At 62.3% G+C, this 16,876-nt stretch carries 13 protein-coding genes; 9 read left to right on the plus strand and 4 right to left on the minus strand.

The window, feature by feature from the left end:
- Positions 1 to 117 precede the first annotated feature (117 nt).
- The gene (locus tag Mame_RS01525) at positions 118 to 1,410 is read right to left on the minus strand and encodes an extracellular solute-binding protein (RefSeq protein WP_018064700.1); all 1,293 of its coding nucleotides are present in this window, start codon (positions 1,408 to 1,410) and stop codon (positions 118 to 120) included.
- Between the two features lie 228 nt (positions 1,411 to 1,638).
- Between Mame_RS01525 and Mame_RS01530 the strand changes: the two genes are divergently transcribed.
- The 9 genes from Mame_RS01530 (at position 1,639) to Mame_RS01570 (ending at position 11,697) form a co-directional block, all read left to right on the plus strand.
- Positions 1,639 to 2,838, plus strand: a complete 1,200-nt coding sequence (locus tag Mame_RS01530) for an ROK family transcriptional regulator (protein WP_018064699.1) — start codon at positions 1,639 to 1,641, stop codon at positions 2,836 to 2,838.
- A 33-nt stretch (positions 2,839 to 2,871) separates the two neighbouring features.
- Positions 2,872 to 3,972 carry a Gfo/Idh/MocA family protein gene (locus Mame_RS01535; protein ID WP_018064698.1) on the plus strand — a complete coding sequence of 367 codons (1,101 nt, stop codon included), beginning with the start codon at positions 2,872 to 2,874 and terminating at the stop codon, positions 3,970 to 3,972.
- Between the two features lie 65 nt (positions 3,973 to 4,037).
- Complete coding sequence (locus Mame_RS01540; RefSeq protein ID WP_018064697.1) at positions 4,038 to 4,679, plus strand: ThuA domain-containing protein; 642 nt, start codon at positions 4,038 to 4,040, stop codon at positions 4,677 to 4,679.
- 45 nt (positions 4,680 to 4,724) lie between these two features.
- Complete coding sequence (locus Mame_RS01545; protein ID WP_018064696.1) at positions 4,725 to 5,756, plus strand: aldo/keto reductase; 1,032 nt, start codon at positions 4,725 to 4,727, stop codon at positions 5,754 to 5,756.
- Positions 5,757 to 5,935: 179 nt separating this feature from the next.
- Positions 5,936 to 6,862, plus strand: a complete 927-nt coding sequence (locus Mame_RS01550) for an ArsR/SmtB family transcription factor (protein ID WP_026173452.1) — start codon at positions 5,936 to 5,938, stop codon at positions 6,860 to 6,862.
- A 123-nt stretch (positions 6,863 to 6,985) separates the two neighbouring features.
- A complete protein-coding gene (arfA, locus tag Mame_RS01555; RefSeq protein WP_018064694.1) occupies positions 6,986 to 8,494 on the plus strand; it encodes an arabinosylfuranosidase ArfA in 1,509 nt (502 codons plus the stop codon).
- 130 nt (positions 8,495 to 8,624) lie between these two features.
- Complete coding sequence (locus tag Mame_RS01560; RefSeq protein WP_026173451.1) at positions 8,625 to 9,902, plus strand: extracellular solute-binding protein; 1,278 nt, start codon at positions 8,625 to 8,627, stop codon at positions 9,900 to 9,902.
- Between the two features lie 68 nt (positions 9,903 to 9,970).
- A complete protein-coding gene (locus Mame_RS01565; RefSeq protein ID WP_018064692.1) occupies positions 9,971 to 10,855 on the plus strand; it encodes a carbohydrate ABC transporter permease in 885 nt (294 codons plus the stop codon).
- Complete coding sequence (locus Mame_RS01570; protein ID WP_026173449.1) at positions 10,855 to 11,697, plus strand: carbohydrate ABC transporter permease; 843 nt, start codon at positions 10,855 to 10,857, stop codon at positions 11,695 to 11,697. Before Mame_RS01565 ends, Mame_RS01570 begins: the two co-directional genes overlap by 1 nt.
- A gap of 99 nt (positions 11,698 to 11,796) precedes the next feature.
- On the opposite strand, the gene Mame_RS01575 is transcribed toward Mame_RS01570, so the two are convergent.
- The 3 genes from Mame_RS01575 to Mame_RS01585 all read right to left on the minus strand — a co-directional run bounded on the left by Mame_RS01575 (position 11,797) and on the right by Mame_RS01585 (position 16,854).
- Positions 11,797 to 12,876, minus strand: coding sequence for an ABC transporter ATP-binding protein (locus Mame_RS01575; RefSeq protein ID WP_018064690.1), 1,080 nt, complete (start codon positions 12,874 to 12,876; stop codon positions 11,797 to 11,799).
- A gap of 246 nt (positions 12,877 to 13,122) precedes the next feature.
- Positions 13,123 to 14,781 (minus strand): hydantoinase B/oxoprolinase family protein, encoded by a 1,659-nt coding sequence (locus Mame_RS01580; RefSeq protein ID WP_018064689.1) that lies wholly within the window; start codon positions 14,779 to 14,781, stop codon positions 13,123 to 13,125.
- Between the two features lie 3 nt (positions 14,782 to 14,784).
- On the minus strand, positions 14,785 to 16,854 hold the full coding sequence (locus tag Mame_RS01585; protein ID WP_018064688.1) for a hydantoinase/oxoprolinase family protein: 2,070 nt from the start codon (positions 16,852 to 16,854) through the stop codon (positions 14,785 to 14,787).
- Between the last annotated feature and the right edge of the window lie 22 nt (positions 16,855 to 16,876).

Below are 16,876 nucleotides of genomic sequence, written 5' to 3' on the forward strand. Positions count from 1 at the left end.
GCAGCCGGAGATCGCGCATTTAAGCCGGGCTCAGTGAAAAAGGCCGGCCGGGCACATCCCCGAACATCAGGAGCCTGGAATGCCGGGCGCCGGCAAGGCGGCGCCCGGAACAACGAGCTACATGTTTTCCAGTTCGTAGGTGTCCTGGATCTGCTGGGCGGCGTCTTCCGGCGAGGTCGCGCCGGAGACGATCGCGACGCTCATGTCGTTGACGACGGCGCCGACATTGGGGCCGAGATCCTGGTCGAGATAGTTCTGGTGCCAGGTTTCATCGGCCAGCGCCTCGGCGCTGCTTTTCAGAAGCGGATCGGTGATCGAATCGGCGACGCCGATCGTGACCGGAATCACCTTCTGAACCTCGGAAATCCTGCGGGCGACATCCGGGCTGGTATAGTATTCGAGGAATTTCTCGGTCTCGGGCGGCGCGTCCTTGGTCACGGCCCAGCCGGTCAGCCCGCCCATATTGTCGGTGACCACGCCCGGCGCGCCCTCGATGACCGGAAAGGCGAAGCGGCCGATATTGTCTTCCGCAAGCCCCTTGCCGTCGGTGGAATTGCTGATCTGGGTCCGGCCGGTGTTCTCGAAGGACAGGATCATCGCCGCGCGCCCGTCGCCGAAGGCTGCCAGCGCATCGTTCCAGGTCGCGCCGAGATAGCCGTTCTGGAAGGGTTCAAGCGCGCCAAGCGCCGCAAGCTTCTCGCCGGCCGCGACGAAGGGCTCGCCCGCGAAACCGCCATTTTCGCCAGCCTTGGCCGCCATGAAGCCGTCATGGCCTGCCTCGCGCATGGCGAGATAACCCCAGTAGAAATGGATCGGCCACTTGTCGCCGCCGCCGCCGGCAATCGGCGTGATTCCGGCATCCTTCAGGGTCTTGACGGCCCCCATGAAGTCATCCCAGGTTTCGATCGAGGTGCCATCCACGCCGGCCTTGTCGAACAGTTCCTTGTTGTAGAAGAACGAGACGACGCCGTTCAGCACTGGCGCGGCCCAGACTTGGTCGTCAAACGTCATCCCGGCAATCGACGACGGTTTCAGCGTGTCGCGCCATTTGTTGTTGTCGGCATCGAGCGCCGGCGTGATATCCCTGAGGACGCCGGTCTCGGACTGCGCCTTCAAAACGCCGCCGCCCCATGTGTAGAACAGGCTGGGGATTTCCGATGATTGCAGCAGGGTCGGCAGTTTCGCCTTGAAGGCCTGGTTTTCAAGGAACTGCATCTCGATCTTGACGCCCGGATTGGCCTGCTCGAACTCGTCGGCGACCTGACGCCAGACTTCCACGACCGGCTCCTGGTTTTCCAGATGGAGCCATTTGATGACGGTCTCGGCCGATGCCGTGTTCGCGGTCACCGCGAGGGCCGCAAAGCCTGCGGCGGCAGCGCCGTAACGAAGCCATTTGGCAGTAATTGACATATCGCACTCCTCCCAAAGTACTTTTTGCACACTCCGGATTAAATAAATGTCGAGACCTGAGTTTTGTCAACCCGAAACTGCCCGCGCCGGGGCAGACTGCCTTTAAAATAGCCAAATCGCGGAAAAATCGCTTGCAAGGCGCGCGGGACCGGGACTAAGAACAGACATAAATTATTTCGTGATGCGGAAAAATTAAACCCCTGCCCTGAAGCTGCCCGACGAGCCTCCATGAAGACCGCTGATCCTGAATTGATGCGAGCAATCAACCGGTTGAGCGTGCTGGACACGATCCGGCGCAACGGCCCGATCGCGCGCATCGAGATCAGCAAGCGCACCGAGCTTTCGACCAGCACGGTTTCGGCGATCACCGGCTCGCTGATAGACGATGGTCTTATTCTGTCGCGGCATGAGGGCGACCTGCGCAATGCCGCCGCGCGCGGCCGCCCCCGGGTGATGCTCGAGCTCAACCCCGAGGCTTCCCGGGTTGTCGGCGCCAAGATCGCGGCGACGCGCATGACCTTCGTGGTGTCCGATTTCTGCGGCGAGGTGCTTTCGGAATTTTCGCTCCCGGTGCGCATCGACAGAATGCCGATCGACGTCATCGCCGATCTGGTGGAAGACGGCGTGCGCGCCTGCGTGATGGATAGCGGGCTGACGCTTTCCGAAATCGACATGATCTGTCTCGGCATTCCCGGCGTGGTCGAGCACCGCACCGGCGTGGTGCGCTCCAGCCCGATCTTCAGTGACGAGAATGTGGATTTCGCCGCCGTCATGTCCCCGCGCTTCGGCATCCGCACGATTATCGAGAGCGATGTCCACGCCGTCACGCTCGCCCATCACTGGTTCGGCAAGGCCCGCCATCTCGAGGACATGGTGCTGATCTCGCTGGAGCGGACCCTGGGGCTCGGCGTGCTGCACAACAGCCAGCTGTTTCGCGGCGCGGGCGGGCTCAGCCACAATCTCGGCGACCTCGTGCTCGGCAGCAGCGCCGACAGCATGTCGCGGCTGGCAAGCCTCGCCGGCGAAAGCGCGATCCTCGGCGACGGCCCGCGCGAGGGGCTTTATGCCGACGCCGTCCGCCTTGGTCGGGGCATTTCGCATGCCCAGACGCTGATCAAGGCCAAGGACGCGCAGATCATGTCGGCGGCGGAGCGCGCCGGCGATGCCATCGGCGTGACGGTCGCCAACATCGTCACCCTTTTCGCCCCGCCGCGCGTTATTCTCGTGGGGTCCAGCCTTGCGCTTGGCAAACCCTTCATCGACCGGCTGACAAAGGCCTTCAACAGCGCGATCCCGCCATCGCTCGCCGATGTCAGCGAACTGGTCTTCGACGACGCCGAGGATTTTTTCTGGGCGCGGGGAGCGGCAGCGGTAGCACTTTACGAACTGTATGAATCGCCATGGAGCACAACCGGCCCTGCGCTTTGAACGCCGGGCTTCGCGCTTTGGGAGGAGTGAGAAATGGAAAAAGTAGGTATCGGCATCATCGGATGCGGCAATATTTCGGGCGCCTATCTGAAGGCGATGGCCGGATTCGACATTCTCGACATTCGCGGCGTCGCCGACCTCAACCAGGCGGCAGCCGAGGCGAAGGCGGCCGAGTTCAATGTGCCCGTCAGCACGATCGACGCGCTTCTGGCCGACCCCAAGGTCGAGATCATCCTCAACCTGACCATTCCGCGCGCCCATGTCGCGGTGGGCCTCAGGGCGCTTGAGGCCGGCAAGCATACCTATTCGGAAAAGCCGCTCGGCATCACCTTCGCCGAGGGCAAGACGCTCGCGGACGCCGCCGCCAAAGCGGGACTCAGGATCGGCGCGGCCCCCGACACGTTTCTCGGCGGCGGCCACCAGACGGCCCGCGCGCTCGTCGACAGCGGCGCGCTCGGCCTTGCGATCGGGGGCACGGCGAGCTTCATGCGGCCGGGCCATGAATCCTGGCACCCCAATCCCGATTTCTACTACGATATCGGCGGCGGGCCGATGCTCGACATGGGGCCCTATTACATCACCGACTTGGTCAACCTGTTCGGCCCAGTGAAGAAGGTTGCCGGTTTTGCGACCATGCTGCGCCGGGAACGCGAGATCACCAGCGAACCGCGCCGGGGCGACATGATTTCCGTCAAGGTGCCGACCCATATCGCCGGCACGCTGATCTTCGAAAACGGCGCGGTCGTGCAGGTGACGATGAGCTTCGACGTGGCGGGCCACAAGCATCTGCCGATCGAGATCTACGGCACCGAGGGAACGCTGCTGGTTCCCGACCCCAATTTCTTCGCCGGCCCCGTCTCGCTTCTGAAGAAGGGCGGAGACTTCGAGGATCAGCCCGTCGACCAGCCCTATGCCGACGGCAATTACCGCTCGATCGGGCTTGCCGACATGGCCTATGCGATCCGCAACGACAGGCCGCACAGGGCGAACGGCGATCTGGCCCTGCATGTGCTGGAGGTGATGGAGGCCTTCACCACCGCCGCCGAAACCGAAAAGACCGTCGGGATCACGACCACCGTCGCGCGGCCGGCGCCGCTGTCGGATTCGCTGATCGACGGCGCGCTCGGCAAGTAGGCCGAAGGGCGAGAAACCATCAACCCGGCCGGCGGAGCGCCGGCTGACGCGAGAGGAGAGATATCATGCGCGAAGCACTCATTGTCTGGGGCGGCTGGAGCGGCCACGAGCCGGAGGAATGCGCCCACATCATCCGCGACATGCTGCAGGAGGATGGGTTCAAGGTCTATCTGGAACATTCCACCGAGGCCTTCGCCGATCCGCAGATCAAGGATCTGAGCCTGATCGTTCCGATCATGACCATGTCCAAAATCGAGAAGGAGGAGGTCAAGAACCTCTCCGCGGCCGTGGAGGGCGGCGTCGGCATTGCCGGCTATCACGGCGGCGCGGGCGATGCCTTCCGCGATTCGGTCGACTACCAGTTCATCATCGGCGGCCAGTGGGTCGCCCATCCCGGCAATATCATCGACTACACGGTCAATGTGACGAAGCCGGACGATCCGATCATGGAGGGGATTTCCGATTTCCCCTATCATTCGGAGCAGTATTACATGCATGTCGACCCATCGAACGAGGTGCTGGCGACCACCACCTTCAGAGGCGACCATGCGGAATGGATCGACGGCGTGGTCATGCCGGTGGCGTGGAAGCGCCGCCACGGCAAGGGCCGGGTGTTCTATTCCTCGCTCGGCCACATCGCCAGCGAGTTCCAGGTTCCGGAAATGGCGACCATCTTCCGCCGCGGCGCCAACTGGGCGGCGCGCTGAGCCGCGCGACCGCCTTTGCCATCAGTCAACAGAAAGGAAACGCTCATGGATTATCGCAGACTAGGAAACAGCGGCGCGGTGGTGACCAATCTCTGCCTCGGCACCATGACCTTCGGCGACGAGGCCGACGAGGCGACCTCCTTCCGGCTGATGGACGCCTATGTCGAGGCTGGCGGAAACTTCATCGATACCGCCAATGTCTACTCGACCGGACTCTCCGAAGAGATTGTCGGGCGCTGGCTGAAACAGAAGCCCGGCATTACCAAGGACCTGGTGATCGCCACCAAGGCGCGGTTTCCCATGGGCGACGGGCCGAACCGCATCGGCCTGTCGCGCAAGAACCTCGCCGAAGCGCTCGATGCCTCGCTGGCCCGCCTTGGCGTCGAGCAGATCGACCTCTACCAGCTTCATGCCTTTGACGCGCTGACGCCGCTGGAGGAATCGCTGCGCTTCCTCGACGATGCCGTCTCGAGCGGAAAGATCGCCTATTACGGCTTCTCCAACTTCCTTGGCTGGCAATTGACCAAGGCGGTCTGGATCGCCAGGGCGAACGGCTTCTCCGCCCCGGTCACCCTTCAGCCGCAGTATAATCTGCTGGCGCGCGGCATCGAGCACGAGATCGTCCCGGCCTGCCAGGATGCGGGCATGGGGCTTTTGCCATGGTCGCCGCTCGCCGGCGGGTGGCTTTCGGGCAAGTACAAGCGCGACCAGATGCCGACCGGCGCCACGAGGCTCGGCGAAAATCCGGCGCGCGGCATGGAAGCCTATGACAAGCACAATGCCAAATCGGTGACCTGGGAGGTGCTCGGCGCGCTGGAGGACATCGCCGGTGCGCATAATGCCAGCATGGCGCAGGTGGCGCTCGCCTGGCTCGCGGCGCAGCCCGCCGTCACCTCCGTCATTCTGGGCGCGCGCACCGAGGCCCAGCTTGCCGACAATCTCGGCGCGGCTGAGCTTCAGCTTTCCGCAGACGAGATCAAGCGCCTCTCTGACGTCTCCCACCAGCCGATGCCGGATTATCCCTATGGAGAGGCCGGGGCCGCACAGCGCTTCCGCAAGATCGAAGGCGGCCGCTGAGAAATGCCGGATATTCAAGGCCGGCGGCTTGCTGCCGGCCCCGCTGCTTTTTGGGGCAATTCGGGGCGGGCAGACCCGCGTACCGGGATCTGCCGTTCACGTGTCGAGAAATTTGACCGCGCCAAGAATCCTGATATGAACGTTTTTTGACAAACGCCTCCCAGCAGCGAACCACATCCATGCCACGTAACTTTCTTGTCGTTGATCCTCAAAAGGACATGCATGTCATCAAGGGGCTTGCCGCGCCCGCGCGCATCTCGGTCCTCAAGCTGTTGCGTCGCAAGGGCGCGCTCAACGTCAAGGAAATCGGCGAGCTTCTGAACCTGCCGCAGTCGACGGTGTCGCTCAGCGTGCAGTTGCTGGAGGAGGCCGGGCTGATCCGCACCGAAAGCCATCGGGCGCGCAAGGGCAATCAGAAGCTCTGCACCAGCATTTATGACGAGGTCGTCATCATGTTCGGCGATGCGGCCGAAGAACGTCGCAATGACGCGATCGAGGTGGCAATGCCGGTCGGTCTCTATACCGCCTGCGAGGTCAGCGCGCCCTGCGGGTTGTGCACCGATGAAGGCATTATCGGACTTCTTGATGTGCCCGATTCCTTCCTCGACCCGGCGCGGATGAAGGCGGGACTGATCTGGTTCACGCGCGGCTCGGTGGAGTACCAGTTTCCCAACAATGCCCGGCTCGACAACCGCGACGTCGCCGAGCTTGAGTTCTCGCTGGAGCTTTCCTCCGAAATGCCGGGCACCAATCCGGACTGGCCGTCCGATATCACGATCACCGTCAACGGCGTTGATATTGGACAGTGGACCTCGCCCGGCGATTTCGGCGATCGCCGGGGCGTGTTCACCCCCGACTGGTGGAAGCTGAAGGGCTCGCAATACGGCATGCTGAAGCGTTTTCGGGTGACCGATGCCGGCTCGTTTGTCGACGGCGTCAGGATGTCGGATGTCTGTCTCGCCGATCTCCGGCTCGATCAGAAGCATTCGATCCGCCTCTGTCTGAGCGTGCGTGATGACGCCCGCCACCCCGGCGGCATCAATATCTTCGGCAAGGGATTCGGCAATTACGATCAGGATATCGTGCTGCGCCTGACGACCCGGTAGCCCCGCCCGGGGCTAAAACGAACCCACCCGCCTCCGGAAAACCGCTTGACGAACGGAACGATCGGGTCTTTATTATCCATAAATATTGGTTTGCACCAAAAAACAAAATTTCGAGGAGGAAGCATGCAGGCCCGCGTCACCGCGCACAAGAATTTCACCATATCCACGATCGATCCGAGGCTCTACGGCTCGTTTCTCGAGCATCTCGGACGGGCAGTATACACCGGCATCTATGAGCCTGACCATCCGACCGCGGATGAAAACGGCATGCGCCGCGACGTCATCGATCTTGTGCGTGAACTCGACACCCCGATCTGCCGCTATCCCGGCGGCAATTTCGTCTCGGCCTATAACTGGGAGGACGGCATCGGCCCGCAGAGCGAGCGCCCCACCCGCCTCGACCTTGCCTGGCGGACGGCGGAATCCAACCAGGTCGGCATCCACGAATTCGCCCGCTGGGCCGAGGCCGCCAATACCGAGATGATGCTGGCCGTCAATCTTGGCTCGCGCGGGCTCGATGCGGCGCGCAACTTCGTCGAATATGTCAATCATCCGGGCGGCAGCTACTGGTCCGACCTGCGCCGCAAGAACGGCCAGGCTGATCCGTGGAACGTCAAGCTCTGGTGCCTCGGCAACGAGATGGACGGCCCCTGGCAGGTCGGCCACAAGTCGGCCGCCGAATACGGCCATCTCGCCAACGAGACCGCCAAGGCGATCCGCGCCTTCGACGACAAGCTGGAGCTTGTGGTCTGCGGCTCTTCCCATTCCGACATGCCGACCTTCCCGCAATGGGAGGCCACGGTGCTGGACGAGACCTATGACCAGGTCGACTATATCTCGCTGCACATGTATTTCATGAACTACGAGAAGAACACGCGCGAATATCTGGCGCTGCCGGAAAAGCTCGACCGCTATATCGGCACGGTCAGCGGCGTGATCGACTATATCAAGGCCAAGAAGCGCTCGAAGAAGAACGTCAAGATCTCCTTCGACGAGTGGAACGTCTGGTATCACGAGCGCGAGGCGGACGAAAAGCGCATGAAGGAGTGGGACTGGCCGCACGCGCCGGTGCTTCTTGAGGACATCTACAATTTCGAGGATGTGCTGCAGGTCGGCTGCATCATCAACACCTTCATCCGCCGTTCGGATGTGGTGAGCATTGCCTGCATCGCCCAGCTCGTGAACGTGATCGCGCCGATCATGACGGCGCCCGGCGGCGCTGCCTGGAAGCAGACGATCTATCATCCCTTCCAGCTCGCCTCGCGCTATGGCCGCGGCACGGCGCTGGCGCTCGACGTCGACTGCGCGACCTATAACGCCGATATCGCGGCCAATGTGCCCTATCTCGACATCACCGGCGTTCATGATGCCGATGCGGGCACGCTGACCTTCTTCGCCATCAACCGTCACGGAGAGGAGCCGATGACGATCGATCTGGCGCTGGAGCGCTTCGGCGAAATCAGGTCGGTCGAGCATACCCTGATCAAGCATGACGACCTCGAAGCGGTGAATACGAAGGAAAATCCGGACAATGTCAGCCCTGTGAAGCAGGACGGCGCGAGCGTGTCCGGCGGCAAGGTTTCGATTACGGTGCCTGCCTATTCCTACTCGATGATCCGGGTGAAGCTGTAGCGCGTCAGCCGCGCCGCCGCAGGGCTCAATCAAGCAAGACGGCGCGCCGCATGCCTCCGTGAACGGGGCCGGCGCGGCGAAAATGCCAACCATACGGCGGGAGGCCGTATTGCAAAGAGAGGAGAAGACGATGGCTAGAATGTTAGGTGCGGCCATGGGCGCGATAATCGCCGCGGGGGTATTCGCCACCGCCGCCCAGGCTCAGGAAACGGTCACCTGGTGGGACTTTCTCAGCGGCGGCGACGGCGTTCGCATGAAGCAGCTGATCTCCGATTTCAATGCCGAACATGAAGGCGAGATCACCATCGACGCGACCACGCTGGAATGGGGCACGCCGTTCTACTCAAAAGTGCGAACCTCCGCCGCGATCGGCGAGGGTCCTGATATCATGACCTATCACGCAAGCCGCATTCCGCTTGCCGTCAGCCAAGGCATTTTGCAGCAGATCACCCCCGAGGACTGGGAGACGATGGGCCTCTCCGAAGCCGATTACGCGCCGGCGACCTGGGACGCGGTAACGGTGGACGGCAAGCAGTACGCCGTGCCCTTCGACACCCATCCGATTGTGCTCTACTACAACAAGGACGCGCTCGCCGAAGCCGGTCTCCTGACCGAGGACGGCAAGCCGATGGGACTTGATTCCCGCGAAGGCTTCGAGGCCACGCTGAAGGGCCTGAAGGAAGCAGGCGCGGAATTTCCGCTCGCCTCGACCACTGCGGACGGCACCTTCATGTTCCGCACGATCTACTCGCTCATGGGCCAGCAGGACGGCGAGCTGATGTCCGACGGTGAATTCCTCGCCGGCGACAACGCCGAAAAGCTGCAAAACGCGCTGGCCGTGCTGCAGGGCTGGACCAATGACGGGCTTCAGACCACCTATACCGATTATCCCGCGACCGTGGCGCTGTTCACCTCCGGCGAATCGCCGCTGATGATCAACGGCGTCTGGGAAGTGCCGACCATGATCGACCTCAAGGAGCAGGGCAAGCTGTTCGAATGGGGCGCCGTGGAACTTCCGGTGATCTTCGACCACCCCGCGACCTATGCCGACAGCCATTCATTCGCCATCCCCGCCAATTCCGGCAAGGAGATGAGCGCGGAGAAGAAGGCGGCGGTTCTGGAAGTCATGTCGTGGATGGCGAAGAACTCGCTGTTCTGGGCGACGGCCGGCCACATCCCGGCCTACGGTCCGGTCACGGAATCGGCGGACTACCAGGGCATGCAGCCGAACGCCACCTATTCGAGCGTGACGGAGAACATGATCTTCGACCCCAAATCGACGCTCGCGGGCGTTGCCGGGCCGATCTATGACGTGATGTCCACCTATTTCGTGCCGACGCTCAACGGCGAAATGGAGCCGGCCGAGGCCGTGGAGGAAATCAAATACGAGCTGAACGATCTGCAATGATCGCTGCGGGCCGCCGGCATCACCGCCGGCGGCCGTTTCGCATACCAGTTCTCCGCTTTTGAGGCCTCATGATGCTCCGCAACAAACGAAACGAAGCGATTGTCGCCCTGCTTCTGGTCGCGCCGTTCGTCGCAATCTACGGATTGATCTTCATCTATCCGACCATCCGGCTGCTCATCATCTCGTTTCAGGATGCGCCGCTGATCGGCAGCGGCGAGTTTGTCGGCCTCGAGAATTATACGCGGCTCTGGGGTGACCGACGCTTCAACACTGCGTTCTGGAACACCGCCTATTTCGTCGCCATCACCGTCATTCCCGGAACATTGGTGGCCTTCGCCATCGCGCTCGGCATCAACCGGCTGAAGGGCCGCGTGCAGGCGCTGGTGCTGGCGATGTTCTTCCTGCCCTATATCCTGCCGGTATCGGTGGTCTATCTGATCTGGGACTGGACTCTGAACTTCCAGTTCGGCATCGCCATGTATATCTTCGATATCCTCGGGATCGACCGGGTGCCGGTGTTCAAGTCGACGGTCTGGTTCATGCCGGCGGTCGGCCTCATCACGATATGGTGGACCGCGGGCTTCTCGATCCTGCTTTTTCTCTCCGGACTGCGCGCCATCCCTGCCGAGATCTACGAGGCGGCCGCCTTGGACAACGCATCCCGCCTGACGACCTTCCGGCAACTGACCTGGCCGCTGATGTGGCCGGTGACGGCGCTGGTGCTGACGATCCAATTGATCCTGCAATTGAAGATTTTCGACCAGGTCTATCTGTTTTCCGTCGGCGGACGGCCAAACGACAATCTGGTGCTTGTCTATTACGTGTTCCAGCGGGCCTTCCAGTATGACCAGGGCGGCCGGGCCGCTGCCGCTGCCGTCGTCCTGTTCATCATCGTCATCGTGGTGTCGGTTCTCAACTTCCAGCTGACACGGCTTTCGAAGGGGCGCGAATGATGAACGCAACAACCGCAAAACGTCTCAACCTCGCCGGTCTCGTGATCACGCTGCTGACAGTATTCATCGCCGTATTGTGGGCTTTTCCGCTCTATTGGGGGGTGATTTCATCGCTCAAGCCGGAAGACGAGGTGGTGCGCCGCTATATCGAATTATGGCCGGACACCCTGACCTTCTCGCATTACTATTTCGCGCTCACCCAGACCCAGATCGGCGTCTGGTATCTGAATTCGATTGTCACCGCGCTTGCGATCACGGTGCTGACCGTCGGTTCCTCGATGTTCTGCGGCTATGCCATCTCGCAGCTTCAGTTCCCGTTCCGGCGGGTTCTGTGGTGGCTGATCCTGGCCAGTTTCATGGTGCCGATGCAGGTGCTGATCGTGAACCACTTCGAACTGATGGCGCGTTTCGGCCTCATCAACACCTGGGCCGGGATCGTTCTGCCGCAGTTGATCCACCCGGTGGTGATCATCGTCTACAAGCATTTTTTCGACAACGTGCCCAAGGATTTCCGGGAAGCGGCGGCCATGGATAACGCCTCCGAATGGCGCATTCTCACGCGCATCTACATGCCGATGAACTGGGGCGTCACCACCGCGCTTGCAATCGTCACCTTCATCTGGTCGTGGAATGCGTTTCTGTGGCCGTTCCTGGCGGTTACCAAGACCGAAATGATGACGATCACCGTCGGCATCACCCAGGTCAACGACGCCTTCGGCGTCTATTACGCCCGCGAACTGTCAGCCGCCGTGCTGGCCGGTCTCCCGGTCGCGGTCGCCTATCTGATCTTCCAGCGTAGGGTGACCCAGGCCATCACCCTTTCCGCCGGTATCAAGGGGTAGCCTGTGTAAGGCCGGCTCACGCCGGTTGCATTCAAACGAAAACGCCGCGGCATTCTGTCCGCGGCGTTTTCGTGAGGGGCCGAAGCGCCCCCGATATCGTCAATGAACGTGATAGGCGTTTCCGGCGTCATCGAAGAGGTGAAGCGCGGTCGCGTCGAAGGCGAGCTTCACCCGATCGCCGGTTCTGGCTTCGGAACGTCCCTTGTCGGTGGCGATCAGCTCCGTGCCGTCTTCCAGGGTGCAGTAGAGCAGGGTTCGCTCGCCGAGACGCTCGACAACGCCAACCGTCGCGGTGGTGGTGACCGCATGGCGCTCATCCTCATCCACCGCCTGCACGGCTTCCGGCCGAATGCCCATCTCGTAGCGTCCGGGTTTCATCTCTGGAATGTCGATCTCAACCGTCGAACCATCCTTGAGACGGGCCACACGGTCGTCGGCTGAAAGATCCACCTCCAGGAAATTCATGCCGGGCGACCCGACAAAACCGGCCACGAAGCGCGAGGCCGGCCTGAGATAGACCTCCATCGGCGTGCCGATCTGCTCGATCCGGCAATTGTTGAGCACCACGATCCGGTCGGCGAGCGTCATCGCCTCGGTCTGGTCATGGGTCACATAGATCATCGTCGCCTGCATGCGGTTATGCAGCCGCGCAAGTTCGACGCGGGTTCTGACCCTGAGCGCCGCATCGAGATTGGAGAGCGGCTCATCGAACAGGAAGGCCTTGGGTTCCTTGACGATCGCCCGGCCGATCGCGACCCGCTGGCGCTGGCCGCCGGAAAGCTGGGCGGGTCGCCGTTTCAGCAGTTCCTCCATCTCCAGCATGCGCGCGGCTTCAAGCACCCGGGTCTCGATCTCATCCGCGCTCATGCCGATATTGCGCAGGCCGAACGCCATGTTGTCGTGCACGGTCATGTGCGGATAGAGCGCGTAGTTCTGGAACACCATCGCGACATTGCGCTGGCCCGGCGCGAGATTTTCGCTGCGGACCCCGTCGATCGTCAATGCCCCGTCATCGATGGTTTCAAGCCCCGCGATCATCCGCAGCAGCGTCGACTTTCCCGAACCCGACGGCCCGAGAAACACCATCAGTTCACCGGATTCGACGGCGAGCGAGATATCGTTGATAACGTTGACGTTCCCGAAGCTCTTCGAAACACTGTCGAGCTTGATTGGAGCCATCTTTTCCTCCCGAACGGCTTTTGAACCATTGTTTCCGGTCCAGACCAGAAGTCAAGATGTCATATGCCGTTCCGCGCGATCATTCACGCAAGCAGGCTGCCCGAAGGTCGCCCGCGCGGAACGATCGGTTCGGGTAGACACAACTGAATGCATTTCAGTCTGAAGAGAGGTGTGGACTGCGTGAGAGCAGCCCCATCCCTTGCCGCGATGGCAAGGGATGGAGATATCGCGGCGGGGCCCGGTCGATCAGACCTCGTAGCCGTAGATTTCCTTGGCGCGTTCCGGCGTGAGATACTCGTTCTTTAGGTCGCGTTCGATATCGGCACGGCTGCGCAATTTCGGGTCGCCATATCCGCCGCCATTGCCGGTGACGACGCGGATGATATCGCCTTCGTTGACCGTGAGGTTCGTTGTGAAGGCGTGGCGGTCGCGGGTCCCGTCACGGCGCATCACCTCGACATAGTTGACCGAACCGTCCAGCCCGCCCGATGCGCCCCAGGGCGGCATGCGCGAGCGGGTGTAGCCGACCGAGAGGAAATTGTTGTCGGCGCGAACGCGGTAATGCACCTCGATGCCCTTGCCGCCTCGCCACTGGCCCTCGCCACCGGGTTCGGAATTCAGCGCCACCTGCTCGATCCCCAGCCCGTAGCGGGCCTCGGCGACTTCGGCCGGGCAGTTGAAGGTCTCGCCGTGGAAGCCGGAGAACTGGCCCGACACGCCATCGGAACCTTCCCATGCGCCCCAGCCGCCGACCTGCGGTTCGACGATGGTGTAATGGCGGCCGGTATCGGGGTGCGGACCGCCGATATTGGTGCCGCAGATCGAGGCGAAATTGCCGGCCGGCACGGAGCCCGGGAAATGCTCGGCCATCGCCCGCAGCAGCATGTCGAACAGCCGGATCTCGACCTCGGCATAATAGCCGAGCGCGCCGGGGGCCTCGACATGATAGATCGTGCCGGGTTTGGTCACCACCTTGAGCGGCCGGAAGAAACCGCCATTGCCGGGCGCGTCGGCATCGGTGAAATCCTTGAAGGCAAGCTGCACGGCAATCTCGGTGCCCTCGCGCGAGCAGTTGAGCGAGCCGGACTGGGCCGGGTTGTCGGTGAGGTCGACGATGAATTCGTCGGCGGTGACCGTCAGCGTGACCTTGTTGACCACGCCGCTGTCCTGCTCCTCGGCAAAGCTGTAGCTGCCCTGCGGAATGTTCGCCAGCGCCGCCCGGGCCCGGCGTTCACCGAGGTCCATATAGTCGGTCACGGCCGCCGCAAACGTGTCCGCGCCGTATTTCGCGACCAGTTCCAGCACCCGGCGCTCGCCGATGCGCAGACCCGCGATCGCGGCCCACAGATCGCCGTTCAGGTAATCCGGCAGACGGGAATTGACCTTGAGAATATCGAAGACGGCATGGTTCTCGACGCCGGCGGTGAACAGCTTCACCGCCGGAATGCGAATGCCTTCCTGGAAGATTTCCGTGGCCTCGGCCGACATCGAACCGGGCACATTGCCGCCGACATCGTTCCAGTGAGCGATATTGGCAACCCAGGCGACCATAACGCCATCATGGAAAACCGGCGCCGCCAGCACCATGTCGTTGAGGTGGGTGACGCCGCCGAAATAGGGGTCGTTGGAGGCGAAGACATCGCCTTCGCGAATATCCTCGAGCGGGAACTTGGCGAGAATGCCAGCAATCGCCTTGTCCAGCACGCCGATGAAGGCCGGGATACCGGCCCCCGAGGCGGCGATCTCGCCTTGAGGGTTGAGGATCGAGGTCGAGAGGTCGAGCACCTCGTAGATGATCGCGCTCATCGAGGTCTTCACCTGGGCGTAGAACATCTCGTCGGCGATCGCTTCCAGCGCGTTCTGGATGATGTCGAAGGTGACGGGATCAAAGGTCTTGTCGGTCATGGTTCAGCCCCTCGTCTCGATATGCGTGTTGCCGAAATCGTCGATGAAGACGCGGTTGCCGGGATGGACGACGATGGTCGTGCCCGGATCCTCGATCACCGCCGGCCCGGTAAAGCTCATGCCCGGCTCGAATTTCGTGCTGTCATAGATGGTGGCCTCATGCCGGCCTTCGGTGGCGTAATCGACCATGCGCCTGCCCTTCACCGCGTCTTCCAGCTTCGCGCCAGTTTTCGGCAGCGCCACCAGTTCGAGCTTGCCAACCTCGGCGGCGGCGACCAGATGCAGGCCGATGATCTCGACGCCGGCGGCAAGGCGATAGGTATATTCGCGCTCATAGATCTCGTGGAATTCCGAGACCATCTTCGTCAGGGTTTCCTCGGTCACGGGGCCGGCGGGCACTGGCACCTCGACGGCGAATTCCTGGTTCTGGTAGCGGCAGCGCACCATCGGCTTCAGCGAAACCTTGTCGGCGCCGAAACCCTCGCGGGCATATTCGGCGCGCGCCCGCTCCATCGTGTGGGCGAGCAGGGCATCGAGGCCCTCGCGGTCGGCGCTGTCCATCAACCGGGTGACGAAATAGTCGCGGCGCAGGTCCGACATCATCATGCCCCAGGCGGAGAACACCGGCGCGCCGCGCGGCACGACAACCTTCTTGACGCCGAGTTCCTGGCCAAGCGCCACGCCATGCATCGGCCCGCCGCCGCCGAACACCACGAGCGTGAAGTCTCGGGGGTCGTAGCCACGGTTGACCGAGACCAGCTTCAGCGCGTTGACCATGTTGGAATTGGCGATGCGGATGATGCCGCGCGCGACGTCCTCGGGCGAATTGCCCATGCGTTCGGCCAGTTTTCCGAGCGCTTTTTCGAGCGCCGGGATATCCGCCTCGACCGAGCCGCCGCAGAAATAATCCCTGTTGATCCGCCCGAGCGCGAGATTGGCGTCCGTGGTGGTCGCCTCCTCGCCGCCGCGTCCATAGGCGGCGGGGCCGGGCGTGGAGCCGGCCGAATGCGGGCCGACATGCAGTTTGCCGAAATCATCGACCCAGGCGATCGACCCGCCGCCATTGCCGATCTCGACCAGATCGACCACCGGCACCATGATCGGGTAGCCGGCGGACTTACCGTCGCGCTCGATCCAGTAATCGGTCTTGATCGTCACCTGGTTGTTTTCGATCAGCGAACATTTGGCGGTGGTGCCGCCAATGTCGAGCGCCAGAATATTGGGCTCGCCGATGATCCGGCCGAGCTCGGCCGCGCCCCAGAAGCCGGAGGCCGGGCCGCTTTCGACCATGGTGATCGGAACGGCCTTGATGGCATCGAGGGAATCGACGCCGCAATTCGACTGCATGATGAACAGCTGGCCGGCATAGCCCTTGCCGGTCAAACCGGCCTCCAGCTTCTCGAGATAACGCTGGGCCTTGGGTTGGACATAGGCCGAGAGGATGGCGGTGTTGGTGCGCTCATATTCGCGCCACTCGCGGGTGATCTGGTGCGATGCGACCACCGTCACCTCGGGCCAGCACGCCTCGACCTCGGCCTTCAGGCGGATTTCGTGTTCGGGGTTGGCATAGGCGTGCAGAAGGCTGATGGCGATAGCCTCTATGCCCTCGGCGCGGAACAGCGCCAGCGTCTCGTCGAGCGAGGCGAGGTCCAGCGGCGTGACCTCGTTGCCGTGATAATCCATCCGCTCGACGATCTCTCGGCGGAGGTAACGCTCCACGAAGGGAGCCGGCTTCTTGTATCTGAGATTGAAGAAGTCCGGCCGGTTGCCGCGGCCGATCTCGATGGAATCGCGGAAGCCCTTGGTGGTGATCAGCCCGACCTTCGCGCCCTTGCGTTCCGTCAGCGCGTTGATGACGACGGTGGTGCCGTGGGCGAAGAAATCGACCGAACCGACATCGACCTTCGCCTTTTCCAGAACGTTGAGAACGCCCTTTTCGAAATCCGGCGGCGTGGTGTCGGATTTTTCCGTGCGCACGGTCTGGACGCCGGTTTCAAGGTCGGTCTCGAAATAGACGAGGTCGGTGAAGGTGCCGCCGACATCGGTCGAGACGCGCGTGATTTTGTCAGTCATGAAAAGTCTCTGTTCAATGCGT

Origin of the sequence: Martelella mediterranea DSM 17316, from assembly GCF_002043005.1 — a bacterium.
Taxonomy (GTDB): Bacteria; Pseudomonadota; Alphaproteobacteria; order Rhizobiales; family Rhizobiaceae; genus Martelella; species Martelella mediterranea.

Bases quoted from the DNA above. Each gene is read 5' to 3' on its own strand.
- arfA (WP_018064694.1), top strand. From the start codon at position 6,986: ATGCAGGCCCGCGTCACCGCGCACAAGAATTTCACCATATCCACGATC.
- Mame_RS01570 (WP_026173449.1), top strand. From the start codon at position 10,855: ATGAACGCAACAACCGCAAAACGTCTCAACCTCGCCGGTCTCGTGATC.
- Mame_RS01560 (WP_026173451.1), top strand. From the start codon at position 8,625: ATGGCTAGAATGTTAGGTGCGGCCATGGGCGCGATAATCGCCGCGGGG.
- Mame_RS01540 (WP_018064697.1), top strand. From the start codon at position 4,038: ATGCGCGAAGCACTCATTGTCTGGGGCGGCTGGAGCGGCCACGAGCCG.
- Mame_RS01580 (WP_018064689.1), bottom strand. From the start codon at position 14,781: ATGACCGACAAGACCTTTGATCCCGTCACCTTCGACATCATCCAGAAC.
- Mame_RS01535 (WP_018064698.1), top strand. From the start codon at position 2,872: ATGGAAAAAGTAGGTATCGGCATCATCGGATGCGGCAATATTTCGGGC.
- Mame_RS01525 (WP_018064700.1), bottom strand. From the start codon at position 1,410: ATGTCAATTACTGCCAAATGGCTTCGTTACGGCGCTGCCGCCGCAGGC.
- Mame_RS01545 (WP_018064696.1), top strand. From the start codon at position 4,725: ATGGATTATCGCAGACTAGGAAACAGCGGCGCGGTGGTGACCAATCTC.
- Mame_RS01575 (WP_018064690.1), bottom strand. From the start codon at position 12,876: ATGGCTCCAATCAAGCTCGACAGTGTTTCGAAGAGCTTCGGGAACGTC.
- Mame_RS01585 (WP_018064688.1), bottom strand. From the start codon at position 16,854: ATGACTGACAAAATCACGCGCGTCTCGACCGATGTCGGCGGCACCTTC.
- Mame_RS01550 (WP_026173452.1), top strand. From the start codon at position 5,936: ATGCCACGTAACTTTCTTGTCGTTGATCCTCAAAAGGACATGCATGTC.
- Mame_RS01530 (WP_018064699.1), top strand. From the start codon at position 1,639: ATGAAGACCGCTGATCCTGAATTGATGCGAGCAATCAACCGGTTGAGC.
- Mame_RS01565 (WP_018064692.1), top strand. From the start codon at position 9,971: ATGATGCTCCGCAACAAACGAAACGAAGCGATTGTCGCCCTGCTTCTG.